Origin of the sequence: Methylibium sp. Root1272, assembly GCF_001425905.1 — a bacterium.
Classification (GTDB): domain Bacteria; phylum Pseudomonadota; class Gammaproteobacteria; order Burkholderiales; family Burkholderiaceae_C; genus Methylibium.
Window position 1 is genome coordinate 423,425 of sequence record NZ_LMDY01000001.1, and the last position, 24,011, is coordinate 447,435.

The window sequence follows — 24,011 nt, forward strand, 5'->3', positions numbered from 1 at the left end:
CATGCCGGTACCGGCGCGGCCCAAGATCTATCACATCTGCCATGTGGACCGTCTGGCGTCCATCGTGGCCGGGGGGCTGCTGTCCGACGCCGAAGTTCAACGTCAGGCACCGCCGGGCACCGTCATCGGCATGAACAACATCAAGCAGCGCCGGTTGACCGAGCTGACGCTGGACAGCCACCCCGGGCTGTATGTCGGGCAGTGCGCGCCTTTCTACTTCTGCCCACGCTCGGTGATGCTGTTCCTGATCCACAAGCGAAACCCCGAGCTGACCTACAAGGGCGGGCAGGAGCCGATCGTGCACCTTGAAGCCGACCTGTATGACGCCGTCGCGTGGGCGCAGGCCAACGGCAGGCGATGGGCTTTCACGCTGTCCAACGCGGGTTCGTACTACTTCGAGGATCGGGCCGATCTGGCCCAGCTTGACCAGATTGACTGGACCGCCGTGGCCACAACGCAGTGGCCGGCCGTGAAGGAACGCAAGCAGTCCGAGTTCCTGGTGGAGCAGAGCTTCCCTTGGCACTTGATCGAGCGCATCGGCGTGTACTCTGGGGCGATCAACGCCCAGGTGGCGCACGCCTTGCCCGTGGGCGGGCACCGGCCACCGGTGGCCGTGCTGCCGGCCTGGTACTACTGACAAGGAGACCGCAATGATCGAACTGACCAGCGGCGACATCTTGAAGGACGATTCCGACGCGATCGTCAACACCGTCAACTGCGTGGGCATCATGGGCCGTGGCATCGCGCTGCAGTTCAAGAATGCCTGGCCCGAGAACTTCAAGGCGTATCAGGCGGCCTGCAAGCGCGAAGAGGTGCAACCTGGCCGCATGTTCGTGTACGAGGTAGGCCAGCTGACGACACCGCGATTCATCATCAACTTCCCGACCAAGCGGCACTGGAAGGGAAAGAGCCGCATCGAGGATATTGATTCGGGCCTGACGGCCTTGGTGAGCGAGATCCGCGCCCGCGGCATCCGGTCGGTGGCCATTCCGCCGCTGGGCAGCGGCCTGGGCGGCCTGGAGTGGAGCGACGTTCGGCCCCGCATCGAGGCCGCCTTGAGCGAACTGCCCGACGTGCGCGTGCGCATCTATGAACCCAAGGGCGCGCCGGCGTCTGACGTGATGCAGCACAGCCGCGAGGTGCCCTCGATGACCGCGGGCCGCGCGGCGCTGGTGGAGCTGATGGGCCGCTACATCCGCGGCCTGCTGGACCCGACCATCACGCTGCTGGAGGTGCACAAGCTGATGTACTTTATGCAGGAGGCCGGCGAGCCGCTGCGGCTGAAGTACGTGAAGGCGCCCTACGGGCCCTATGCCGAGAACCTGCGGCATGTGCTGCTAGCCATCGAGGGGCACCTGGTGGCTGGCTATGCCGACGGCGGCGATGCACCCGACAAGCCGCTGACGCTGGTGCCGGGCGCGGTGGACGATGCCAATGCCTTCCTGGAAGCCAATGCGAGCACGCGCGAGCGCTTCGACCGTGTGGGTCGGCTGGTGGAAGGCTTCGAGACGCCCTTCGGCCTGGAGTTGCTGGCCACGGTGCATTGGGTGGCGCGGCACGAGAGCCAGGCGCAGAGTCCTGCGGAGGTGGTGGAGCGCACCTATGCCTGGAACGAGCGCAAGCGGCAATTCACGCCCCGGCAGATCGGCATTGCGCTGAAGGTGTTGTCGCAGCAGGAATGGATAGCGCCGATGCGGGCCGGGGAGGCCGCCGCGTGAGACTGCACTTCGAGGCCGACCTGCCGTACCAGCAAGCCGCCATCGAGGCGGTGTGCGACCTGTTCCGGGGGCAGGAGGTGTGCCGCACCGAGTTCACGGTCACGGTGCGGGCTGCCCGACTGGGCAATGACGCGGCCGCCGCCCAGGGAGCGCTGGAAGGCATGTTGGCTACCGAACAGGGGGGCATAGGCAACCGGCTGACGCTGCTGGACGACGAGATCGAAGGCAACCTGCGCAGCGTGCAACTTCGCAACGGCGTACCGCCGACCACGAAGCTGTCGCCCGACTTCACGGTGGAGATGGAGACGGGCACCGGCAAGACCTACGTCTACCTGCGCACGGTGTTCGAGCTGAACCGTCGTTATGGTTTCACCAAGTTCGTGGTCGTGGTGCCCTCTGTCGCGATCAAGGAGGGCGTGAACAAGACGCTGCAGATCACGCGCGAGCACTTCGAGGCGCTGTATCCGGGTGCCAAGGGCTACGAGTTCTTCCAGTACGACTCGGCCAAGCTGGGGCAGGTGCGCAACTTCGCCACCAGCCCGAACATCCAGATCATGGTGATCACCGTCGGCGCCATCAACAAGTTCGGCGACGAGCAGGAGGCTGCCGCCGAAGAGGCCGACGAGGCGCTGCGCCGCGAGAAGAGCAAGAACGTGATGTACCGCGCCAGCGAGAAGACGGGTGGCGAGAAGCCCATCGACCTGGTGCGGCAGACGCGGCCGATCCTGATCGTGGACGAGCCGCAGAGCGTGGACGGCGGTATGGACGGCCGGGGGCGCAAGGCGCTGTCGCGCATGCACCCGCTGTGCACGCTGCGCTATTCGGCCACGCACGTCGACAAGCACAACATGGTGTACCGGCTCGATGCGGTGGACGCCTACGAGCAGAAGCTGGTCAAGCAGATCGAAGTGGCTGCGGCCACCGTCGAGCAGGCGCACAACAAGCCATACGTGAAGTTCCTGGGCGCCAAGGCCAAGCGCGGCACCGTGGTGGCCACCGTGGAGCTGGATGTGCAGACCAAGGCCGGTGCGGTGAAGCGGCAAGAGGTCGAGGTGCAGGACGGGTTCGACCTGCAGCAGGAGACCGGCCGGGCGGTGTATGCCGACCTGCGCATCGGCAACATCCGCGCCGCAAAGAAGGACGAGTTGCTGGAACTGCACGTGCCCGGTGGCCAGCACTATCTGCGCATGAACGAGAGTTGGGGTGGTGTGGAGCCGCTGGCGATCGAACGCGAGATGATCCGCCGCACGATCAAGGAGCACCTGGACAAGGAGCGTCGCTTCCGCCCGATGGGCATCAAGGTGCTGAGCCTGTTCTTCATCGACGCGGTGGACAAGTACCGCGTGTACGACGCGCAGGGCAATGCACTCAAGGGGGTGTACGCGACGATCTTCGAAGAGGAGTACCGGCGCTGGGCGGGGCACCCCGATTACCACGACCTGTTCGGGTCGGTGGACCTCAGCGCAGCGGCAGCCGAGGTGCACAACGGCTACTTCTCGATCGACAAGAAGAAGGTGGGCGGCAAGACCGTCGAGATGGTGAAGGACACCAGCGGCAGCACGGCCGCTGACGACGACACCTACAACCTGATCATGCGTGACAAGGAGAAGCTGCTGGGCTTCGACTCGCCGCTGAAGTTCATCTTCAGCCACTCGGCGCTGAAGGAGGGCTGGGACAACCCCAACGTCTTCCAGATCTGCAACTTCAGCAACCGCGAGACCGAACGCTGGCGCCGGCAGACCATCGGCCGCGGCCTGCGCCTGTGCGTGAACCAGCAAGGGCACCGCGTGCGCGGGTTCGAGGTGAACACGCTGACCGTGGTGGCCAACGAGAGCTACCAGCAGTTTGCCGACAACCTGCAGAGGGAGATCGAGGCCGACGGCTACCAGTTCGGCGTGGTGCCCGAGCACCTGTTCGCCGGCGTGGCGGTGGCGCAGGCCGATGGCACGCAGAAGCCGCTGGGCTTCGAGCTGTCGAAGGCCGTGACGGAACACTTGCGCGCGGCCGGCATGCTCGACGCCCGCGGCAAGGTGAAGGACGAACTGCGCCGTGCCATCAATGACGGCAACCTGGCGCTGCCGCCAGAAGTGGAGGCGCAGCGCACGCAGATCCTGGAGCTGCTGCGCAAGGTCTCGGGCAAGCTGGAGATCAAGAACGCCGACGAGCGCCGGCAGGTACCGGTGCGGCGCGCCATGCTCGACAGCCCCGAGTTCAAGGCCCTGTGGGACCGCATCAAGTACAAGACCACGTACCGGGTGCAGTTCGACAACGAACGCCTGATCCGCGACTGCATCACCGCGGTGATCCAAGCGCCGCCCATCAGCAAGACGCGGCTGCAGTGGCGCAAGGCGGGCATGGAGATCGGCGAGGCCGGCGTGACGGCGGTCGAGCTCAAGGGCGCCGACATGGTGGTGCTCAACGAGGACGACATCGAGCTGCCGGACATCCTGACCGAGTTGCAGAACCGCACCCAGCTTACGCGTCGCAGCATCGGCCGCATCCTGGTCGAGAGCCACCGGCTGAACGACTTCAAGCGCAACCCGCAGCAGTTCATCGAGACGGTGGCCGAGGCCATCAACCGTTGCAAGCGCGCGGTGCTGGTGGATGGCATCCGCTACCAGCGACTGGGCGACGAGGCCTACTACGCGCAAGAGTTGTTCGAGACCGAGGAGCTCACCGGCTACCTGAAGAACATGCTGCTGGATGCTGAGCGCTCGGTGTACCAGCACGTCATCTACGACTCCGACACCGAACGTGATTTTGCCGACCAGCTGTCGAAGAACGAGTCGATCAAGGTCTACGCCAAGCTGCCCGCTTGGTTCAAGGTGCCCACGCCGCTGGGCAGCTACAACCCCGACTGGGCGGTGCTGGTGGCCACGCCGCAGGGCGATCGGCTGTACTTCGTGGTGGAAACCAAGAGCAGCTTGTTCGTCAGCGACCTCCGCAATGCAGAGAGCGCCAAGATCGAATGCGGCCGAGCGCACTTCAAGGCGCTGGCGGTAGGCGAGAAGCCGGTGATCTACGACAAGTTCAAGGACGTGGCGGGGCTGTTGGAGCGGGCGCAGTCGATGTCTTAGGGCCGCGCTCAGCGCCCTGAGAAGGGCCTACCAGATGACAAGCGGCGCAGGGAGGTTGACTCGTGCAGAAACATCGGGAGGCCGTCAGCTTCCAGCAGCGGTTTGCGCGTTCGGACGATATCGCGGCGGTGCTCGCCGGTCAGTCCGATCAAGCAGTGCGGGTCGACGCTTCAGGAGTCGGTCTTGGCGCCTTGCTCGAACTGCTGATGCTCAAGCGAGGTGCGCCTCAGGCGGTCACGGTCGCTGACACCTCGAGCCGAGGGCGGCTGTTGCGCCGGCTGTTGAGGTCGTCGCAGCCATATCTCAGCGAAGGCGCAAGGAGTGTGCTGCACCGGCGCGCAGGACATGAGTCCGAAGACGCGACCAATGACTTCGCCGATTGTTTCCGAGCGCAGCTGGTGGCCGCCGGCGTGATGACCACCGCTGCCCTGCGCCTGTCGGGGGCGCTGCATGAATTGCTGACGAATGTGGACGAGCATGCCGGTGATGGAGTCGACGGGCTCGGCGCTTTCGAGGTGATCGAACGCGAGGCCTGGATGGTGGTGGCTGACAGCGGACGAGGCGTGATGGGTGGTTACCAGGCATCACCGCTTGCCGACAAGCCTGCCGACGCGGAGCAGGCGCTGAAGTGGGCAGTGATCGATCATCGATCGCGCACCGGTGAGCCAGACCGAGGGACAGGATTTCAAACTGTGATCCAGTCGGTGCGCTCGCTGGATGGCTGCGTGCGCGTGCGCAGCGACGGCGCCAGCCTCGAGCTGGAGCAGCAGGCCGACCGATCGCGCTTTCTACTGCGGGAACAAGGCAAGCTGCGGGGATTCGTCGTCAGCGTCCTGCTGCGCTGGTAGGGCGTTGAAGTCCAGTCGCGCCTGCGGATCCGGTACAGCCGGCGTACGAGACTCGGTGGCGGCCAGACGCAGCGTATGGATGTTGTGGCGTAGCAGAGCTCGAGCCTCCCGGCTGGTACTGGTGTGCACGGGAAGGTAGGCGATCTTGCCGTTCTCGTTGACGTAGGCGCGTCGGCGTTTCGTCGATCGCATGTAGGCGGTCGAATCGATGAAGACGACTTGCTTGTAGGCGGCGCGCAGCGCGCGCGCCGCCTCCGCGTTCCCACGGACCACGAGCGTCAGGTCCCGTCCGACAGCCGCGGCGAGGTCAGCCAAGCGCTCGCAGTATTGGTCGACGCTCTGCTTGGTGGCAGTGCCGGTGAGGAACTCGAACGCGATGGCCTTCACGGCGGGCTGCAGTCGAACGAACTCCGCCCATCGAACAAAGTCGTGATCGGTGCGGCCATTGACATGCAGCGCCGTGCACAGCCCGCCTTGGGTCATGTGATACCAAACCCATGCGATGCGTTTCATCGCGTGCAGGTTGTCGTGTCGCGGGCTGTCGAGAATCGTGCTGAAGTCCGGGGACGTGGCGAAGATGGCGCCGGCGTGAACAAGCTGCCGGGCAATGCGGCTGATGTCGGGCAGAGGCCAGATGCGCTCGACGGCGGGATCCTCCTGCACGCCGGACAGCACCCATCCGTGGCGGGGCCGAACGCCATAACTCTCCCCCAGTTCCTGGCGAGTGCGTCCGCGCGTTGCATGGCCGCGACCCTTGAGAGCGTAGGTGAGCGGCAGGGCCAGGCAATCGTCCAGCGCCGTGGCACGCCGGCCCAGCAGGTTGCCCTGCAGCAGCGGAATCCAGTCCGGCAGGCGCGGAAGTTCAACCGTGCGCGCAGTTGGGATCGTGGTGAGGTCCCAGCCATCGACTTCGCGGTGCCGCGCGACGTAGTCCTCCGGCTTGCGCGGGCAGACGATGTCGCACTGGCTGGTGTCCTCGCAGGTGCAGTACGACATGCAGGAGACCAGCAGCGATCCGGTATTGCGAAGGTGAAGACCGCCGCAGACCTTGCGGTCGATGCAGCTGCCACATCCCAGCAGCGGCTGGCCCGGCCCGACGTCCTTGAACGTCGGTGCGAATCGGACGGCGTCGGCAGCCAGCAAGTCAGCGCTCCACGACGAGGTCGACGCAGCTGGCTGCATCGAGCTGCGACCGGACCTGGGCCACGGCGAGCCCCGCGCCGCGCTGCAAGTCCTGCAGGAGTTCGGGCCTAGGGTGGTTCACTTCGCCGATGCACACGTTCTCGTCGCGAACCATAATGGTTCCGTTGAGGAGTTGCAGCACCACTTTGCGCCCCACCGCTGGCATCTCGCCTCGCACCGAGGCGCGGCAACCCAGCTCCTGTCCCGGCGCAAGCGCGACGAGCATGTCCTGCCCTCCGGAGCGCAGCTGGCGGTTCCAGCCTTTGGCGCGGCCCTCGCGCTGTTTGCGCAGAAATTCATTTCCCATACGACATGCCCTTCACGACGGGGGAGTAGTACTTCGTCTTCCCGGCCTTGCGGTCGGTGAGCAAACCCATGCGGGTCAATGCCACGAGGCGGTTGTTCCAGGCGGTCGTGACGGTGTCCTCTCCCGAGGCGTCACTGACGGCCTTGGCATCGGCTTCACCGAGCTGGAGCACCAACTCGAACGTGGTCTCCAACTTGGCGTCTAGCGGGCCACGGGCGACGACGTCCGTGATGGTCAACCCGTCGAGCTTGCAGAAGAGCAAGACGCTGCCCGACTGGGCCGCAGCGATCAGCCCTTCTTCGCAGGTCACTTCGTTGACGTTGGCGAGCAGGCAAGCGCGGCCGTCATCGGCGGCCCAGCGTACGATGGATAAGATGGCTTCGCGGAAGGCGCTCGCTGTGATCAGCTCGATGCCTTCGAAGGCCAGGACCCACGGTGTGGGCAGCGTGGCGGTAGCGGTCTGGAGCTTGGCGGCGGCCGCGCGGCCTGACGCTGCGCCGGCCAGCGTTGTGCATCCGAGGACGGTGCGGAGCGACAGGATGTTTCGTTCACTCACTTGCATGAGTGAGAATGTATGCGCAAACCGCCTGGTGCGCAATCCCTTCGGTTTTAGTCAACTTCGTCTCACGCGCTTTCGATGCTGGATCGAAAGGCGCGGCGCCAATGCGACTATCCCGCCGCAAGTAACGGGGTCGTCAGACGCCAGACGATCAAGCCCGATATCTGAAGCTGGCGACACCGCCCCTGCACGGTGATTGCTCGAATGGCACTGAGCAGCGGAAGTTACCGATCGTGCAATTCGCTCAGGTCCAGCTACACAGTTTCGGGCTCCACTTTGACTTGAAGCTCATTCCGCAGACAGCGGCATCGATCGGTGGCCGGAGAAGCGCATCAATCGCGCCGACAACATCCTCAAGACTCTCGGCTTGCAACCCTGACTTCGTCACGAAAGCGCGCCACTGCTTCCCTTTGACGGGGTCCGATGCGAACTGCTGGGTAAGCGCGGGCGGGCTGGATTCTGGCATCGGCGTGCCGCGTCGCCCGAACGTGGACCGGAGCGCATCTACCAGGGTACTGCCATCGAGTTCGGATGTCCTGGCGATGACCGCGAGATCGAAGAAGTCCTTCATCCGGCTGTTGTTGATCCCCAGCTCGACCATCGCGTGGAACTTCTCGGCGATCACCGTGTAGATGGGATATGCGCGTAGTTGCGCCGCGCCCATCCCATCGAGCAGGGGCGGGTAGGTGACGAGTTCCGGATCGGGGGTGACCGCGTCGCCAAAACCGATGTCCACCTGGACCGGCAGGCGAGCGCTGCCCACGAAGGCGGTCAACGTCATGCGCAGTCCGCCATAGACGTTGTCCTCGCGGATCGGCGCGATCCGCATGCTGTTGATGTCGTAGCGAACGCCGTCGTTGGCGTCGATCGCGCAGACCGAGGTGAACGTCTCGCGTAGCGTGTCGGCGTCGTCCGCGCCGAAACCGAGCAGGTCGGCATCCTTTGTCGGCCGGTGCGGCGTGTCGTACCAGAGCGCGAAGAGCAGCGCGCCCTTCAGCACGAAGCTGCCGGCGTGCGGCGACACCGAGAGCCGGAACAGCAGCCGCTCGATCACGAAGCGCGACAACAGGAGGTTGTAGTTCTCGCCGGTGCTCCTTGACCGGTTGAGCAGGCGTGCGAGCGCCGAGGCGGAACGGTCCGCGCTCATCCGGTCAGCGCTTCGAGGTACGGCCGCATCACGTTGCTCATCCGGTTGACCTTGGCGTAGCGCGACAGGTCGTCCATCGTCACCTTGCGCGCCTTCCAAGCCTCGCGCAGCGCCTCCAGCGCCACGTCGAGCCCCACCTTGCTGCGCAGCTTGAAGCAGTCGGTGATCGTCTTGGCCAGGGTGTAGACGCGCACAGGTGCCCCGTCGAGCATCACCGTTTCGACGCCTTCGGAGAAGGCTGCGCCCGACAGGCGCGTGACCCGGATTGCCGTGCCTGTCCCCTTGGGCGCGTGCGTGCCGGCTGGCAGTGCGATCCAGACCTCGTGCGGCGCCTGCACACCCACCTCGTGGATCTCCAGCGCCGAGAGCAGGCACACGACGGCTTTGGGAGCTTGCTTGGCCACCTCTATGACCGACTGGTGGGCACTGGGCGATACCTCCATGCCCGTGTAGAGCCCGCGGCCAACGCGGCGCAGGCGGCCGCTGGCAGCCATGCGCGAGAGCACGCGCGGAGGAACGCCCGCGGCCGAGATCTCGCGCGCGGAGACGGCCGGCTGCGCCTGGGCGATGCGCAGGAGCTTGTCGGCATGGTTGGTGCTCATGCCGGGATGGTAGCAAAATGCACTACTTATGCGCAAGTAGTGCATTTCTAGGCATTTCTCTTGGGCCTGCGTGCGCGCCCGCCGCGCCAACGGTGCGGGGGCACGCCACTCGCGGCAGCGGCGGCATGGCTTCGCTTGCCGGATGCCACAGCCACACGGGGATCGAGGGCTCGCACACCTGCCGATACCGCCCATCGTCCTCCACGCCTGCAGGAATGACGAAGAGCAACGGTGCGGGATTTTCGCAGTCGGTCAGCGTTGCACTGGCCAGGGCGCTGCCCGTGCCGAGGTTGTAGCGAAGCCCTTTGACGAAAGATCGCCCGTCGCCGACGAGCCGCTCGACCAGTTGCTTGTGAAATCCGTCCTCGACCGGCAGCCACTGCCGCGTCACCGGCATCAGCGACAGCTCGACGATCGTCGGTATGCCGGACGCTGCAACGCTGAAGGTCGCGATCATCACCATGTGGATGTCGTCGGCGGCGCCCCACAGCCCAAGTTCGGGCCCGAAGCGCCGGCCAAGCCGTCGGTAGGTCTGCTCGTCGAGCGCAAAGGCCTGGTCGGGCACATGCTTGACCACCGCCTTGAAGCCGTAGCGCGCCGGCACGATCTCCTTCACTTCGGCGATCAGCAGCATCAGTTGCTGCGGCTTGCCGGGCACAGCGATGGCCTGGGACCACTGCGCGACGCGTCGGGCGTAGATGGCGTCGCGCTGTTCGACCGTGAACGCCTCGGGGATGTACAGCCGGGCGCGCAGCGAATCCCCGCGCGCGATCTTGTTCTCGGCCGCCTGCAGCAGGTGCTTGCGCACGGTGACCCAGGTTCGTTTGCCGGTAAAGCCGGGATGCCACCGCGTCAGCTCGGCCTGGTCCCACAGGTAGTGCAGCAGGCTGCGCAGCGAGAGCTTCGACCCGCTGCTTGCTACGCTGTCGCTTTCCCCACCACTCGTCGGCACCGACGAACGCCCGGTGACCTTCGACATGGCGAAGTCCAGCTTCAGCGTCGTCTCGCCTGTGGCCGGGTCTTCGGTGATCGCCGAGCCCAGCACCTGCCCCAGGCCGGAGACCTCGGGCGGCGGTTCATAGGAGGCGCAGTCGGGCGCATGGTGGCTGCCCGTGTCCGGCATGCGCTTGACGATGTAGCCGCCATCCGAGCCGGCCAGACGGGCGACGTACATCTCCACGCCGTCCACAAGACAGAGGCAGCGCGGGCGTTGGTGGGCCGCGTGCGCACGGGCAATGGCTTCGGCGAACTCGGGTGAGCCCGCTTCGATCCGCCGACCACCGACCAGGTACGCAGTGCGCCTTCCAGCGGAGTCCATGGATCCAGGTCCGGCCTCACCGCACCGGCGCTGCGCGTTCGCGCGTGCGCTGCACCTCGGGAACCGGCATCACCGCGGGCCGCTGCGAAGGAGCGGCCTTGTCGTACACCTTGACCTTCGGCGCCTGGCCGTCACGCAGGCGCTGCGCCAGCTTCTCGGTGGCGGCGGCCATCACTGCTTCGCGCTGTTTCTCCGGAACGCGCTTGGCCACCAGCACCGCCTCGATGGCCGCCAGCACCGCCTTGCGGCCACCGCTGCCGCGCGCCGAGCCTTTCTCGGCCGGCATTGCTCCAGCAGCCTTATCGCCAGCCGAATCGCGTGCCGGTTCGATGCGGTTAACCAGACGCGATTCGCGCTCGCGCTTGAGCACCTCGAGGTCCGCGGGGTTCGGTTCGTAGCCCAGGGTCTTGACGCCGCGCACCGAGGCTTCCAGCCACACCATGCGCCGGAAATCCTCGTTACCCGAGACGCGCAGCGAGCGCCAGTTGCGAGCCTCGGCCACGTCGACCATCGAGCGCGCGACCGACGGGCTGTTGGTGTCGGTCGCCAGTTTGAAGGTCGATTCCGTGAAGGCCACGCGCGAGGTGTCGCCGCGGAAGCGGTACTCGGTGCGGCCGATCGTCATGTCGCCGACCGTCACCGGCGCGCGCTTGATGAGGTAGCGCTCCATGAGGGCCGTTTCGAGCCGCGCGAGCAGCGCCACGCGTTCGGCCTGGGCATCGAGGCGGGCAATGGTCTTGGCGTCGACCGCGTCGCTTCTTGCGGGCGCTTTCGGAGCCGTCGTTGCGCTCGGCTGATGGGTGGCCTCGTCGCGGGCCACGTCCGGCACCTCGTCGCGGACGGGCAGCGGGTCGAGCGGCCTGTCGGGCGCGGCCGGGCGTTGCGGGCCGCGCTGCCACTCGCCGTCCACCCGCTGCAAGGTCGTGCGATGTCCCTGGGTATCGATCGCGGTGACGCGGCGGCTGCCGAGCTGCTCGGCCTTGGCGATCATCTCGGCGAGATTGCCCGAGCGGTAGGTCAGATCGGCCATGGCGTCGCGCAGCTCGTAGCGCTCGTCGGGTACCTGGGTCGGCGTCTGGAACAAGTCCTTGGCGAGCGTCGCGCGGTCGGCCGGCTCGACCGTGCCACCCTGGGCTCTTGTCGTACGGCGGTTGGGGGCGTGGTCGGCTTCCATGGGGTCCTCGCTTTCAGGGCTGGACAGGGGTGGGCGCCCCGGCCATCGAGGCCGTGTTGCCGACCGAGACCGGCGCGGCGCGGTACACCTCGATCTCGACGCGGCGGTTCAGGGCTCGGCCGGCGGCGGCGTTGTTGTCGGCGGCGTGGTCGCCCGCTGGTTGGTAGGTGGCGCGGATGCGCGCCGCATCGACACCGGCGGCAACCAGGTAGTCGCGCACCGCAGCGGCCCGGTCGCGCGCGATGCGGCTCTCGGCCGCTGCATCCGAATTGCCATCGGTGCGGCCACGCAGCAGCACCAGCGGCGCCGCCTTGGCGTCCGCGATCAAGGCCGCGGCCATGTCCAGCGGCACCACGACGCGGGCACTGCCGAACCCGAAGTGCACGGTGTGGATGCTGTTCGCCCGAGCCGCCGGTGCGGCCGGCTCCGTCATCGCCGCCAGCAACTGCTGGCGCGCCGCCATGTGCGCCAGCGTCGCGGCCGTCGTGTCCGCGAGTCGCCCGGACTCGGTCGCCAGGATGCGGGTGTTCTGCAGGTCGTTCCGGCAGACCTGCAGCTCCACCGCCATCTGCGAGTTGACGGGACGTTTCCTGGATTCGTCCACGGCCGGTGGCTTGGGCGGCGAGCTGCAGGCGGCCAGGACGAGGAGCCAGGGGATGCAGGGGATGGCGGCGCGCATAGGAGGTCTCCTGGGGTCTCAGGATTGGGGTTGGGCTTCGGTCAGGGTGGCTTCGTCGCTCTTCGACGCGCCGCCGCCCGCATCGGGTGCGGCGACATCCAGCGCAGGCAGGACGCCGTCTTCGTCGGCCATCGGCTCGATCGATCCACCGTCTCCCGGGACGTCCGGCTTGCCTCTGCTGAAGAACTCCAAGAGATCGCCGGCCACCTTGTCCGGCGGGCCCTCGAAAGAATCGGGCAGCAGTGCCACGTCGTGGGCCAGGGCTTCGAGGCTGAGCGTCTGCCCCACCGGCAGCTCGTCGTCTGCAAACCGCCAGCGCTGCTGTACCCGGGCCAGATGCAAGTCCATGTCGATGCGCGGCACCTCGGGCGCGGGCTGCAGGCGCTCCCGGAAGACCTTCTCGCGGTGGTAGCGGATCTTCTCGCCGAGGATGGGCTTGCAGTTCTCGCAGATGACCACCAGGCGTTCGCTGCCGAGTTCCTTGAACTCCTGGGGCAGCAGCAGGGCTCGACGCTGCTCGCTCTCGTTGCGGCTGACGGTGCTGTGACCGTGCCCGCTGAAGGACCGGCTGCGCCCGCGCGAGGTGGCGCGCTCGGTGAAGTGGCCGAGCATCGCGCTGTACTCGTCGGCGTCGCGCTGTTCGCGCGGCGCGTAGAGGATCTGCAGCCCGTGGTTGGTCGCGAAGGTCCGCGCCTCCTTGTCGCCGTAGAGGGCATCGAGCTGCGACATGGCCTGCACGACCGTCAGCAGGCGCAGGTTGTAGCCGGCCAGGAAGGCCGCCGAGATCGTGATGATGCCGACCCGGCCGAGGGCCGCGAACTCGTCGTTGACCAGCAGGCACTGCAGCTTCAGCGTCGGGTCCTGCCCGGGCAGCACCTGGGTGTTCAGACTGACCAGCTGCGAGAAGAACAGCGCCAGCAGCGGCCGGGCGTTGGCCAGCCGGTTGGGCGGGATGCGCACGTAGACCGACATCCGGTGGCGGCGCACATCCTCGAGCCGGAAGTCGTCGGCGCTGGTCGCTGCATCCACCACCGCATCCGCGAAGATCGTCAGCGGCGCGTTGAAGGTGGCCACGACGCTGGAGAGCGTGTTCTCCGAGTTCGACAGCAGCCGCTGCAGCGCGTCGACGCATTCATCGGTCAGGGGCTTGCCGTCGTCGCGACGTTCGGTGATCAGGGCGCCGAGGTGATCCTTCAGGGGGCGACCCTTGCCCGAGGACTGGCGCAGCATCTCGCCGACGGTCCGCGGCAGCTCCGGGGTTTCGAGCAGCAGCAGGCCGAGTCCGAGGAACAGGTTCCTGGCCTGGTCGTTGAAGAAGGCCTCGGACGAGGTGCCGCCCCCATCGTTCGGGAAGAAGACCTGGCCGATCGCCAGCAGATCACCCACGCGGTGCAGGTCGCTGCTGCGTACGGTCGACAGCGGATTCCAGCGATGGCTGCGGGCTTCCTCGTCGAACGGCGAGAAGGCGTAGACCGCCTGACCATGGCTGGCCCGGTAGCCGGCGGTGATGGCGTGGTTCTCGCCCTTGATGTCGAGCACCACGACCGAGTCGGGCCAGTTCAGCAAGTTCGGGATCACCACGCCGACGCCCTTGCCGCTGCGGGTCGGGGCCGACAGCATCACCGAGAGCTGGCCCGGCAGGCTCAGGAAGCGCCCGCGGTGGCGACCGATCAGGATGGCTGGCGCATCACCCGTGCCACCCGACAGCCCGGCGCGGGCAATCTCGGCCGTGCTCGCGAAGCGCGCATCGCCGTGCAGGGGCCGCCTGGGCCGCGCTGCCGCGACCAGCGCTGCCGGCAGGACGATGCCGAGCCCGAAGCCGCAGACTCCTATCGAGACCAGCAGCCGTTGACGCAGGGGTGGATCGTCGGCGTAGAGCTGCCAGTAGTGGGCGATGCTGGTGAAGCCGGCTTGTCGCGGGTCGGCCTTGCTGAGCAGCAGAAAAACCACCGCCGACAGGTACACCGCGGCGCACGCCAGACCGACCAGGCACAGACCCGCGAACATTGCCGCCGCGACCTTGCGCCACGCCGGCCAGGTCGCCATCGACAGCGCCGTGACGGTGCTCATCAGCCGGTCCCCACCGCGTCGTCCCAGCGGCCGAGTCGCTGACGCCGTGGCTCGTAGTACAGCTCGGAGATGAAGCGCCCGCGCTCGTCACGGTCGAACTGGACGATCACGTCGACCACGACGCCGAGCAGCCACTTGATCTCGTTCATGCGCAGGCCGCCGCCGGCCCCGGACTCGCGGATCATCAGCGACATCTGCTCCAGGGCGAGGGCGCAGCTGCCGGCGTGGACGCTGGTGATGCTGCCCGGATGGCCCGACGCGGCGAGGCGCACGAAATGGAAGCACTCGTCGCCGCGGACCTCGGCCAGGAAGATGCGGTCGGGCTTCATGCGCAAACAGGCTTCGAGGAGCGACTTGGCCGTCACCTTGGCGGTGCCCTGGGCGTCCTTGCTGTAGAACAGGTGCACGACGTTCGGATGGTTCGGCAGCGTCAGCTCGGCGGTGTCCTGGATCGTGATCAGCCGTTCGTGCCGGGGCACCTCCTCGACGAGGCCCTTCATGAAGGTGGTCTTGCCCGAGCCGGTCTTGCCGCTGACGACGATGGTCTGGTGCTTACGCACGGCCAACCGCAGGAACTCGGCCCAGCGGCCAGCCTCCTTGAGCTTCACGAGTTCCTGTTCGAAAGGCAGCAGCTCGCTAGCTTCGGTGCGGGTGACGGTGGCGGTCCGCTCGAACAGGCCTTCCTGCTCGAAGTCGTCGAGCCGCTTGATCAGCTGCGAGGGCTTGCGCACCGTGACCGACACCGTGCCCCGCGTGACGGCCGGCGGAATCGCGAACTGGATGCGCTCGCCGCTGGGGAGCGTGGCCGACAGCAGCGGGCGCTCCTGGTTGATCTGCTGGTCGCAGTAGGTGGCCACGGCCGTGGCCAGCGACAGGCAGCGCTCCAGGGTCATCTCGGGTGCGGCGGTGACGCGCCAGCCAGTGACGGTCTCGACGAGCAGTTCCCCCGGTCGGTTGATGCAGACTTCGAGAACACCCTCGGCGTCGAGCTGCTCGCGCAGCGGTCGCAGGAACTCGACGACCGAGGTTGCATCGCCGCACCAGGCGTCGCCGCCGTCGGCAACTTCAGCGGGGGCGTGCAGGCGGTTCATCGCGGCGACGGGCTCAGTTCGTAGACCGACGAGAAGTCCACATCGCGCGCGACGTAGATACCGACGATGCCGCCCTGGTTCTGGTAGATCAGCGGCGGGATGTTGATGGTGCTGTCGAGCACCTTCTCGGCGAGCTTGCTGGTGTTGGAGGTCGTCGAGGGCAGGACGATCGTGTCGGCGGTCGACTCGTTGGCCTGGTTCTGGATCACCAGCTTCACCGAGTCGTCGATCAGTGACAGCAGCATCGCGGCGCCGATGCGCTCGCCCCAGCGGTTGTCCACATAGCCGTCGATGCCCGATTCGCCCAGTTGACCGGTACCGGGCGAGTCGATGTCCACCGTCACGCCGTGGGGCGTGCGGATGCGGGTCCAGAGCACCGGGATGCGCACGGTGCCGGGCCGCACCGACGCGATGCGGTACTCGCCGTCGAGGTGCGAACCGCGTTCGATCAGCAGCACGCGGCCGTCGTCGCTGAAGACGTTGCGCTGGACCTGGCAGCCCACCAGGCCGGACACGGCGCTGATGACCTTGGTCTTGAGCGCGCAGGTGAAGGCCGTGCCCTTGGGCAGCGTCAGGCTGCGGTTGCCGAGCAGGGTGGCCGACACACGGGGCGTGGCCGAGCCCTGGAGCTGGCCGCCGAACAAGCCGGCGCCGGCAGCCGCCATGCCCGGCGCGACGTTCGGCAGTTGCACACCCCCGGGCGAGGGCACACCGAGGAGGGCACTCGGGGGTGGCTCGGCGGAGTTCTGACCTGCCGCCAGGGCGGCGGACTGGGTGAGGGTGTCGAGGAGTCCCTGGAGTTGCTGCTGGTAGGCTCGCAGGTTGCTCGCGGTGGCCTCCATCGGATCGTCGGGGTTCACCGCCGGCTCGTTGGTCCCCGCAGGTGCGGCCCGCCTCGTGCCACCGCTGGTCGGCATGGGCGCTCCCGGCAAGGGCGGCCGGGTGGTCACCAGCAGCACGGGTGCATCCTCCGGGGGCGCCACCTTTGCGGCCCCTCCGGCAGGGGCACCCGAGCCGGTGCGGCGCACTCCGATCGGTTCTGCCGCTTCCTCAGCCGTCGGCAGGATCGCGGGGACGACCGGGACGGCCGCCGGCGCCGCACTCGCGGCGATGGGGCGGGCCGGCATCTCGAGCCGCCGTGGCTCCTTCGATGCTGCCGTCGGCCGGTCGCTGACCAGCGCGGCTTGCGATTCGTCGCTCGCCTTGCCGCTGGCGGTGAAGCGCTGGATGGAGACGGCGGCCACCGCGACCATAGACAGCAGCAGCAAGCCGACGGCGAGCAGGCCCTTCTTCGAGATCGGGGTGCGCTGCCGTTCCGCGACGTTCGGTATGCCGGGCTCGCCGGGGAGGGGTGCGATCGATTCGGCGCCGTCGGTCGGGCGGTCGGATGGATGGTCGGTACGACTCATGGTGTGGCCTCCGATCGCGCGTCGCCGGCCGTGACTCGACGGGCAGGTGGAGCCGTCGGACCTTCGACGGTCCTCATCTGGCGTCGGACCCCGGGAACCGTCGTCCCCTCCTGCGGTTGTACGCCGTCCAGGTCGTAGGCGTCGTTCCACACACCGACGACGGCCGAGCCGGCCCGCAGCATCAGCCGGCGGCTGACGCGATCGACCACGAGCACGTCGTCCTCCATCCTGGCGTTGAGCAGCGTCTCGCTGCCGTCTCCGAGCACATGGAAGACGGCCGGCACTTCCCGGTTGCCCGGAAACCTCAGGTAGGTGAAGCGCCCGTCGTCGTAGACCATCGTGGGCACGATGTCTTCCGATGCCTTGCCCTCGGCGACCGAGTAGCTGGCGTTCAGCACCTGCGGCTTGGCCTGCAGTCGCTCCTCGACGATCTGCCGCGGGGTGGGCGCTGGGGGTGTGGGCGCTGCTTGCGTCAGCGCCTGCAGCAGGGCAGCCTGATCCGGGATCGATCGGGGCGATGCGACCAAGGGTGTGACCGGCGCCTTGACGACAAGGCGGTAGATCGGCGACCGGGCGTCGCCATCACCGAGAACGACGAAGCGGAAGCTGTGCATGCGCTGATCCGTGACGACCGCCAGGGTGTTCGGTGCGGATGCCGTGCTCTTCGGCTTCACATACAGATGACGGCCTCCCGGCTGGGCCGCGACGCACCAGGCGGCGTCGGCCTTGGCACAGTCGCCGCCCAGACCGGCTGCGACTTCGGTGATCGCCTCGCGTGCGTCGAGGACGACATGCGTGACCACCCCACGCTTGACGGGCACGGTGACCACGGCGCCCGGGTCGTAGACCACTTCGCGCAATCGCGGGTCCGACGGTGCGGCAGGGCCGGCGCACCAGGCCGAGCTGGTGACCATGCCGGCGAGCAGAGCGACAGACGTTCTGCCGCCTCTCATGGCCGGGCTCCCGTCGCGGCGGTGTTGATCTCCGGATCGGAGCGGTAGGCGACGACGACGAAGCCGAAGGGGTTCTCGAGCCGGTCCTTCTCCTTGGCCAGCACCTTGGGCTGGTACTGGTAGACCACGCTGGCGACGTGGCGCGTGGTCACCTCGGGCAGGTTGCGGTCGGTCAGGCGAACGATCTTGTCGTAGGTGACCTGGGCCTCGCCACGGTTGCCGGCCCGGCCCTCCGCCGCCAGCCGCACGCCCACGACCTGGATGCGCCAGTCCTCGGCCGCGCCCAGCTTCTTCTGGAGCGCGGCGTCACCTTCGAACTGGCGGTTGTAGTCGCCGAACACGGCCGGGACCGCCATACGGGCCACCTGGTCGAAGTCGCGCTGCAGAAACATCCAGCTGTAGCCCTCGCGTGCCCGCACGAAGGTCGCCAGGTTGTGCTTGTCGAGCGCTTCCATCGGCGGGATGCTCTCGACGCTCAGCCGCTGCTGGACGGTGGCCTCGCCGGTGACCCGATCGACGACGATCGGGATGCCGACGACCTGGCGCAGCGGACCCTGCACGAAGACGGCCGCAACGCCGACCAGACCGAGCGCCGCACTGGCGATGGCTACGCGCCAGGCGCGCCGCTCGGAGCGTTCGAGCATCAGCACACGATCAACCTCCCAGGCGCGGTTCGCTGCGAAGCCCGGTTCGCTGGCGTCGGCACGGTGCTCTCGTCCGGTTCGAGACGATGCGGCAGCTTCGGCTGGCTTGGCGCCAGCCGTCAGGACAGCACTCATGGGATGGCTCCGCTAGGGTAGGTAGTCGGCGACCTTGCCGGTGCGGCCGAGCATTTCGTACTGACGCTCACGCTCGCGCGAGCGGGCGATGCGCTCCTCGCTGTCGGCCATGCCTTGCAGCATCTGCACCTGCGAGACCTCGTGCGCGAGCAGGGCGTTCTCGGCGCCGATGCGGGCCTGGATCTCCTGCACCGCCTTCTGGTCGGCGGTCGCGTTGATCTGGCTCATCAGCGAGTTGATCTGCGCCAGCCGTCCCGAGGCGGACTTCATCGCATCCTGCAGCAGCCCCTTGGTCTGGTAGGGCGCGGAAAGCGTGGTCTGGCAGCGCGTCCGCTCGGCGCCATCCAGGTCCAGGCAGTTGTAGACCATGCCGGCATCCCGCAGCGCCTTCGCCGTGCCCGTCAGGCCGCTGTAGCCGCCGGTGCTGACCGCGTTGACGTAGGTGTAGGCCTCGCTCGGCACGTAGTTGCGGAGCGTCGGGTTGTCGAAGACCTGGCCGAGGTTGCGGTAGCCGTTGATGCTCGCGAGCTGGTTCTGCAACTGCGTGATCTGCTGGACCTGGTTCTGGATCTTGGTGATGTCGTTGACGACCTGCTGGATCGTCTGGATCAGATTCGCGGCGTCGATGACGGGGATGCCGCCGGCCCATGCGGGGGCGATGCCGAGCGCGCTGGCCGCCACGCAGACGAGCGTGGCGATCTTGAGTCGAGAACGCATTTGGGGCTCCTTCACGGTCGATCAGGCCCTGCCACGCAGGGCAGCAAGCCGGTAGGCGGCAGTGCGTGCCGCGACGTAACCTTGTCGTGCCGCGGCAGCAGCGCCGGTGGTCATCGAGCCGGCGAATCGGTTGCCGGCGGTCGATGCCGCGCCTGCGGCCCGGCCTATGCCTTGAGGCATGCCGGCCCCCGCACGGATGACGCCACCGGCAGCCGAGGCAGCCGACGCTCCGCGCGAGGCCGACGCCGATCTCAGGCCAGAGACCATCATGGCGTTCTGGATCATCTGCACGCCCTGCTGCACAGCGGCGCCGCCCGTGAGCGCCGATGCCAGGCTCGGTGCCTGGAAGCAGATGATGGCCATGAGGATCATCAGCACGCAGTAGCGCGTCGCCTCGCCCAGCACGTTGAAGGTGCCGCCAAGGAAGCCGCCGCCGCTCTGAATCGCGACGAACATCTGGTTCCCGATGAACGTGCTAAGCCCGAGGGCGAAGAACGCGAACCAGGTCAGTACGACAGCGTTCAGAACCATAGACAGCCAACTGTCGAAGAATCGCGTGGTAGGTCGCCACGCAAGGCAAAGCACGAAGATCGGTCCGACAGCGATCACGAAGGTCAGGAAGAGCTTCGACAGCGTGACAACGAACAAGCCGATGCACAGGAAGATCACCGAGCCGACAGAGAAGACGACTCCGGCGATCACGAGGTCGAGCCGAAACATGCTCGCTTCCTTCATGATGTCTGCGACTTGATCACTGGCCTCGTCGTTGAACTGGTCGAGCAGCGCATACGGCGTCGTGACAGTGTTCGGGTCGACTGCTGCTGGCAAAAAAGTCGAGGCCACGCCCATGGCCAAGGCGTTCGCCGTGTCAGAAACATTGCTGATGTAGAACCCTGACTGGAGAGCAAATGCCAGCACAAGCCCGATCTTGAAGACCTTCCACATGAAGACCGGCAAGGTCTCGGACACTTCGTTCCGGAGTACCGCCCATCCATAGAGCGCAACCCAGAGCGTCATTGCGGTCAGTGCGACGGGGGCAAGTGCGGTCATCAACGCAGACACGACCCCCAGCACGTAGGTGCTGAGCACGCTGTCGAACTGCGATCCAACCCAGTTGAACACCGGTTTTTCCTTTTCTATACCTACTGCACCGCCGAGACAGGCAAGTTCAAGGGTGGGCGTGCGTTCATGTCAACGCACTTGCTGCTGAGGTCGGGGTACTGACACCACAGCCATGTTGAACCGCGCTTAGCGACCCAGAGGCGCGAAATCTTCTGGCTGCCATATGTCGAATCGCGACAGCTCGAAGAGCGAGCGAAGGGCTCGGTGCATTCCCGTAATCCATCGCTCGTCTCGACCATGTGCCAGGGGCCAGGGTGACAACCGGCGTTCGCCGCACACGGCTTTGACTTGGATGCAGCACCTGATGCTGACAGCGCGGGCGTCTCGACCTTTCGCGTCCCATCGGGCATCAGCTTCACGGCCTCATTGCCCTTGACGTACTGGGCTTGTGCGGCGGTAGCGAGCAGGCCGACTGCGAAGGCAAGGGCGAACAGGCGGACGGTCTTCATAGGGCTCCCCTGGAATTGCTGGAGCGCCGATGCTGAACCTCGCGGAGGAGCAGGGGAAGCCATTGAAACGGATCGTCACCGTGTCGTTCGCGGAGGGTGTCGAGCAGGGCGACGTTGTCGGTGGTGGCCGAGAGCACGGTGATCGCGTCGTCCATCCCTGACAGGTCGAGCTCGCAGATCGCGCTTGCGTGACCCTGCTTGACGAGGAAGCGGCGCCCGCCCTGGGCGCCGAGGGATCGGACAATGTCGTACTCGGCGTCGCTGAGCCCGAAGCCTTCGACGTACTCCTCGCGCACCGCCTCCGGGTTGGCGAGGAAGATCTTGGTGACGCTCTGCTCGACCATGGTCCGGCCGATAGGGTGGCGCAGCACGTCCGACGGGCTCTGGGTGTCGAAGATGCCCAGACCGTTCTGCTTGCGGATCGTCTTCTGCTTCTGCTTGGCGAAGTCGCTGAAGATCGGATGGTCGAGTGCCTTCCAGAACTCGGAGATCACGTAGATCATTCGCTGGCCGTCGACCAGGTCTTCCATGACCTGCAGCAGGTAGAGCATCACCGGTGTGCGCACCTCCGGCAGGTCGAGGAACTCGGTGGTGTCGAAGCCGATGACCGGAGCGTCGCCGAGCTGACCCAGGCGGTCGTCTGCCATGTCGAAGACCCAGCCGAGCGCGCCACCCTGGCACCAGCGGCCGAGCCGTTCGTACAGGCTGTTCTCGTCGGACTTCGGCAGGTTCTGGCGAACCGTCGAGAACCGGCGCAGGGCCGTCGGCATCATCGCCACCGCCCGGACGGCCTCGGCGATGGCGCGCTCGTCGGACGGCATCAGCGGCATCGCCGGCGTGTCGAGGCAGGTGCGGATGAGCTGCTCCCAGAACTGCAGCCGGGCCGGCGTCGGCGCCTGCTGCAGCGGGTTGCAGCCGGTCGGCTGGCCGGCTTCGAGGGCGAAGTAGCGCCCGCCGAGGGCGCGGATCGCGATCTCGCAGCCGCGGTCCAGGTCGAACAGCACGAGCCGTGGCGCCGGCTGCCACTTGCGCGTCAGCGTCAACAGGAACATCTCGAGCGTGGTCTTGCCCACGCCGGTCGAGCCGATCAGGAGCGTGTTGCCCGGCAGCTTGCGGTCGGCCGAGTCCTCGCCGTCCGGGCTGGCGTGCAGGTTCAGGTAGTAGGGCTGGCCCGAAGGCGTGCGCAGCAGCGCGAGCGCCTCGCCCCAGGGGTTGCCGTTGCGTTTGCCGCGGGCGAAGTTGTGTCCTGCCGCCAGCGCAGCGAAGGCGCGCGAGCTGAGCTTGGCATCCCGCGGACGCCACTGCCAGTTGCCGGGCATCTGCGCGAACCAGGCCGCGTCGGCCACCAGATCGACCGGCGACATCTGCAGGCTGGAGGCCTCGCCGACGGCCCCGATCGCCTGGGCAGCGCGTCGGCCGGCGTCGGCCACGTCGTCGCCGAAGACGACCAGGCTGTAGTGGTACTCGCCCATGCAGAACTGGCCGTCGCCGAGTTCGTTGAGCGCCACATCCATGTCGGCGACCTGGCTCGCGACCACGTCATCGCTGGCGATCAGCTGGTCGCGCTGCAGTTCGAGGGCACGCATGGCCTCGCGGCGCGGCAGGATCGAGAAGCTCTGGGTCTCGATGAACTCGCTGGACTCGTAGAGCAGGGCGTTCAGGATGCCGGGCTGAACGGCGTCGGCGTACTCCTTGATGTCGACCAGGGAGGCATATCGCACCGTCTCGCCCTGGCGCAGCTCGAGCTTGTCGCCGCCGAAGGACAGCCGCGTCGTGGGCAGGGTGCGGTACAGCGGGCCGGCCTGCGCCGGCACCGGTCGCCCGCAGCCGTTGACCAGGTGGCCGAGAAACTCCGCCACCTCCGAGTAGCGGCGGCCGCGCTCCTCGCGCTCACCGAGCAGCTCGGGCCCGAAGCCACGCAGCACCCGGGCGACCAGCGCCGTGCGCTCCTCCATCACCCGCAGCGCGTCGGCCTGGGCCGCCGCGATTGCCTCTCGCGTCCGCCGGGTCGATTGCAGGGCCCGGCCAAACCGCGAGGCGTTCGGGCGGTACACGAGCGTCAGGTAGAGCTCGTTGCTCATCATCCGGTGCTGCGAAAGCCTGCCCTGGTAGGCGACGGACAGGTCACGGGCGAAGCCGGCGTCGCGGGGGTGTTGCAGTTCGTCGCTGACGGTCCGGTGCAATCGATGGGTCCAGACGGCCCACTGGCCGCCGGCGAGGTTGCGCAGCAGGCTGCACAGGGCTTCATGGCGCTCGGCGATCAGGTGCTCGTCGGCGCACTCGAAGGGCACCCCGTCGAGGCGCCAGGTGCGCAGGTAGTCGCCGCCGCGGGTCAGCACGTCATGCGGGCTCAGCAGGCTCGAGAACGGCACGAAGCGCGCCAGCGGGTTCTCGTCTCGGGCCTGCGCCCAGTAGCGCGGCGCCGTTGGCACCCGTCCGGCCGCGTTTCGGGGTGGCGCGTCGGCCCTAGACATGCCAAGCATCGCGTGCCCCCCGGTACAGCGTCGGTGCGTAGCTGCGCGCGCGCCAGAAGCGGCGGTTGCGGTCGTGCAGGTGGAGCTTGGCCGCGACGAACATCTGGCGGAAGCGCTGGTCGTCCTTCGCGGTCACGTAGCGCATCCATGCGAGCGCCGGCACGATGGCCGCGAACACGACGACGGCGACCCACCCGCTGACAAGGATGCCGCCCCACATCACCAGCAACATGCCGGTGCCGAACAGCAGCACCAGCGGCACCAGCGGGATGCCCAGCTTCATGGCCGGGCGGGTGGCGCCCTTGTAGATGGCTTCGCCTTGCATCTCGTGCCCCT

General features: G+C 67.2%; 22 protein-coding genes. 4 read left to right on the plus strand and 18 right to left on the minus strand.

What is annotated here, in order from left to right; genetic code table 11:
* Nucleotide 1 precedes the first annotated feature (1 nt).
* The 4 genes from ASC67_RS01985 (at nt 2) to ASC67_RS02000 (ending at nt 5,643) form a co-directional block, all read left to right on the plus strand.
* Nucleotides 2-637 (plus strand): DUF4433 domain-containing protein, encoded by a 636-nt coding sequence (locus ASC67_RS01985; protein ID WP_056314616.1) that lies wholly within the window; start codon nt 2-4, stop codon nt 635-637.
* Nucleotides 638-650: 13 nt separating this feature from the next.
* On the plus strand, nt 651-1,718 hold the full coding sequence (locus tag ASC67_RS01990; protein WP_056314617.1) for a macro domain-containing protein: 1,068 nt from the start codon (nt 651-653) through the stop codon (nt 1,716-1,718).
* Entirely contained in the window at nt 1,715-4,795 is a 3,081-nt protein-coding gene (locus ASC67_RS01995; protein ID WP_056315128.1) for a type III restriction-modification system endonuclease, read from the plus strand. The genes ASC67_RS01990 and ASC67_RS01995 overlap by 4 nt, the downstream gene beginning before the upstream one ends.
* Before the next feature lie 62 nt (nt 4,796-4,857).
* The gene (locus ASC67_RS02000) at nt 4,858-5,643 is read left to right on the plus strand and encodes a hypothetical protein (protein WP_156466617.1); all 786 of its coding nucleotides are present in this window, start codon (nt 4,858-4,860) and stop codon (nt 5,641-5,643) included.
* On the opposite strand, the gene ASC67_RS02005 is transcribed toward ASC67_RS02000, so the two are convergent.
* From ASC67_RS02005 to ASC67_RS02085, 18 genes are all read right to left on the minus strand, one after another.
* A complete protein-coding gene (locus tag ASC67_RS02005; RefSeq protein WP_056314619.1) occupies nt 5,584-6,786 on the minus strand; it encodes a DUF4417 domain-containing protein in 1,203 nt (400 codons plus the stop codon). The genes ASC67_RS02000 and ASC67_RS02005 overlap by 60 nt on opposite strands.
* 1 nt (nt 6,787) lies before the next feature.
* Entirely contained in the window at nt 6,788-7,132 is a 345-nt protein-coding gene (locus tag ASC67_RS02010; RefSeq protein WP_156466618.1) for a hypothetical protein, read from the minus strand.
* On the minus strand, nt 7,122-7,694 hold the full coding sequence (locus tag ASC67_RS02015) for a hypothetical protein (protein ID WP_056314621.1): 573 nt from the start codon (nt 7,692-7,694) through the stop codon (nt 7,122-7,124). Before ASC67_RS02015 ends, ASC67_RS02010 begins: the two co-directional genes overlap by 11 nt.
* Nucleotides 7,695-7,935: 241 nt before the next feature.
* Entirely contained in the window at nt 7,936-8,838 is a 903-nt protein-coding gene (locus tag ASC67_RS02020) for a nucleotidyl transferase AbiEii/AbiGii toxin family protein (protein ID WP_056314622.1), read from the minus strand.
* Nucleotides 8,835-9,440: a type IV toxin-antitoxin system AbiEi family antitoxin domain-containing protein gene (locus tag ASC67_RS02025; RefSeq protein ID WP_056314623.1), complete on the minus strand. Its 606-nt coding sequence runs from the start codon at nt 9,438-9,440 to the stop codon at nt 8,835-8,837. The genes ASC67_RS02020 and ASC67_RS02025 overlap by 4 nt, the downstream gene beginning before the upstream one ends.
* Before the next feature lie 22 nt (nt 9,441-9,462).
* Nucleotides 9,463-10,758, minus strand: coding sequence for a DUF1173 domain-containing protein (locus tag ASC67_RS02030; RefSeq protein ID WP_082535769.1), 1,296 nt, complete (start codon nt 10,756-10,758; stop codon nt 9,463-9,465).
* Nucleotides 10,759-10,774: 16 nt separating this feature from the next.
* The gene (locus tag ASC67_RS02035) at nt 10,775-11,932 is read right to left on the minus strand and encodes an LPD7 domain-containing protein (protein WP_056314625.1); all 1,158 of its coding nucleotides are present in this window, start codon (nt 11,930-11,932) and stop codon (nt 10,775-10,777) included.
* A gap of 13 nt (nt 11,933-11,945) precedes the next feature.
* A complete protein-coding gene (locus ASC67_RS02040; RefSeq protein WP_056314626.1) occupies nt 11,946-12,611 on the minus strand; it encodes an OmpA family protein in 666 nt (221 codons plus the stop codon).
* 18 nt (nt 12,612-12,629) lie between these two features.
* Nucleotides 12,630-14,681: a type IV secretory system conjugative DNA transfer family protein gene (locus ASC67_RS02045; protein ID WP_056314627.1), complete on the minus strand. Its 2,052-nt coding sequence runs from the start codon at nt 14,679-14,681 to the stop codon at nt 12,630-12,632.
* A complete protein-coding gene (gene virB11 / locus ASC67_RS02050) occupies nt 14,681-15,772 on the minus strand; it encodes a P-type DNA transfer ATPase VirB11 (RefSeq protein WP_056314628.1) in 1,092 nt (363 codons plus the stop codon). Before virB11 ends, ASC67_RS02045 begins: the two co-directional genes overlap by 1 nt.
* Nucleotides 15,769-17,181 (minus strand): type IV secretion system protein VirB10, encoded by a 1,413-nt coding sequence (virB10, locus tag ASC67_RS02055; protein WP_056314629.1) that lies wholly within the window; start codon nt 17,179-17,181, stop codon nt 15,769-15,771. The genes virB11 and virB10 overlap by 4 nt, the downstream gene beginning before the upstream one ends.
* Nucleotides 17,178-18,095: a TrbG/VirB9 family P-type conjugative transfer protein gene (locus tag ASC67_RS02060; RefSeq protein ID WP_056314630.1), complete on the minus strand. Its 918-nt coding sequence runs from the start codon at nt 18,093-18,095 to the stop codon at nt 17,178-17,180. The genes virB10 and ASC67_RS02060 overlap by 4 nt, the downstream gene beginning before the upstream one ends.
* Before the next feature lie 35 nt (nt 18,096-18,130).
* A complete protein-coding gene (locus ASC67_RS02065; RefSeq protein ID WP_056314631.1) occupies nt 18,131-18,913 on the minus strand; it encodes a virB8 family protein in 783 nt (260 codons plus the stop codon).
* 12 nt (nt 18,914-18,925) lie between these two features.
* A complete protein-coding gene (locus tag ASC67_RS02070) occupies nt 18,926-19,630 on the minus strand; it encodes a type IV secretion system protein (RefSeq protein ID WP_056314632.1) in 705 nt (234 codons plus the stop codon).
* A 21-nt stretch (nt 19,631-19,651) separates the two neighbouring features.
* Nucleotides 19,652-20,752, minus strand: a complete 1,101-nt coding sequence (locus ASC67_RS02075) for a type IV secretion system protein (RefSeq protein ID WP_056314633.1) — start codon at nt 20,750-20,752, stop codon at nt 19,652-19,654.
* Between the two features lie 20 nt (nt 20,753-20,772).
* Entirely contained in the window at nt 20,773-21,201 is a 429-nt protein-coding gene (locus ASC67_RS20095) for a hypothetical protein (RefSeq protein ID WP_082535770.1), read from the minus strand.
* Nucleotides 21,198-23,684 carry a VirB4 family type IV secretion/conjugal transfer ATPase gene (locus ASC67_RS02080; protein WP_056314634.1) on the minus strand — a complete coding sequence of 829 codons (2,487 nt, stop codon included), beginning with the start codon at nt 23,682-23,684 and terminating at the stop codon, nt 21,198-21,200. Before ASC67_RS02080 ends, ASC67_RS20095 begins: the two co-directional genes overlap by 4 nt.
* Nucleotides 23,668-24,000: a type IV secretion system protein VirB3 gene (locus tag ASC67_RS02085; protein WP_056314635.1), complete on the minus strand. Its 333-nt coding sequence runs from the start codon at nt 23,998-24,000 to the stop codon at nt 23,668-23,670. The genes ASC67_RS02080 and ASC67_RS02085 overlap by 17 nt, the downstream gene beginning before the upstream one ends.
* Nucleotides 24,001-24,011: the final 11 nt, after the last annotated feature.